The organism is Prevotella jejuni, from assembly GCF_900187995.1.
GTDB classification, from domain to species: domain Bacteria; phylum Bacteroidota; class Bacteroidia; order Bacteroidales; family Bacteroidaceae; genus Prevotella; species Prevotella jejuni.
On sequence record NZ_FZNZ01000089.1, the window covers coordinates 1 to 1,142 of the forward strand.

Consider the following 1,142-nt stretch of genomic DNA (forward strand, 5'->3'; position numbering starts at 1 on the left):
TGCAAGTTCCAAAACGAAGTGCAATAAAAGAGTGTCCCTCTCCGAGAGATGCAGACGTTCTCGACGCGTAGCGAGAGGTTGTCTGCATCTCTCGGAGAGGAAAAAGAAACAACCAGCAATACAAATAAAAAAAAGGAGACCGAAGTCTCCCAAAGATTAACTAACTTTGTATTGCAAATGTATCATCAATTAATCTCGGAGCAAAGGTCGCAAATTTTTGCCTTACTCCAAAAGAAAACAGCGAGAAAAGAAATTGCCGACATCGTCGGTATTAGTCAGTCAACACTCTCACGTGAAATCAAACGCAACAGCACGCCTTCTGGAAAATATATCTGGACGAAGGCGCATGATATGGCTATGCAGCGCAGAAAGAGCACGGTAACTAACGCCAAACTCTCCGACGAATTAGTTTGGAGAATTAAAGAATATATTACCAACGACCAGTGGTCTCCAAGACAAATATCAGGGTATCTGCGCATGAATGAGGGCATAGAGGTGTCACACCAATCCATCTATAACATCATCCACAATGATACAACAGGGAAACTTGCAGAACACACAAGGCATAAGATGAAATACAGGCATCGTCCCAAAGGCGGACATCTTCCAATAAAGGACAGGGTGAGTATCCATGAAAGAAGTAAAGAAGTTGACGGGAAGAGATTTGGAGATTTTGAGATGGACTTGATCGTCGACCCTGCCCAGCACGCCATACTCACAATAGTGGAGAAATCCACCAATATGTTGCTTATGCAGAAACTGCCATTTGGAAAAATGTCAAAGCCTCTGGCAAAGGTGGTTAGGAAACTACTGCTGCCATACAAGAACAGCCTGAAGACAATTACAACAGATAACGGACCTGAATTTGCGGCACATAAGGACATCACCAAATACTTAGGTGTGCCCGTGTACTTCGCTGACCCATATTGTTCATGGCAAAAGGGAACTGTTGAGAATACAAACAAATTAATCAGGCAGTATATACCTAAAAAGGATTCGTTTGATAACTATACGGACAAGAGAATTATGTCCATACAAAAGAAATTGAACGAAAGACCAAGAGAAAAATTAAACTTTTCTACTCCAAAGTGTGAGTTCTTTAAACACGTTTTGTAATTTTGCACTTGCTGGTTGACTCTGCG

Annotated in this window: 1 protein-coding gene; it reads left to right on the forward strand. The window is 41.8% G+C overall.

Features of this window, described 5'->3' with window-relative positions; genetic code table 11:
* Positions 1–177: 177 nt before the first annotated feature.
* A complete protein-coding gene (locus CHB62_RS14485; RefSeq protein WP_089367369.1) occupies positions 178–1,116 on the forward strand; it encodes an IS30 family transposase in 939 nt (312 codons plus the stop codon).
* Positions 1,117–1,142: the final 26 nt, after the last annotated feature.

Coding starts and splice junctions, on each gene's coding strand:
- CHB62_RS14485 (WP_089367369.1), top strand. CDS start 178: ATGTATCATCAATTAATCTCGGAGCAAAGGTCGCAAATTTTTGCCTTA.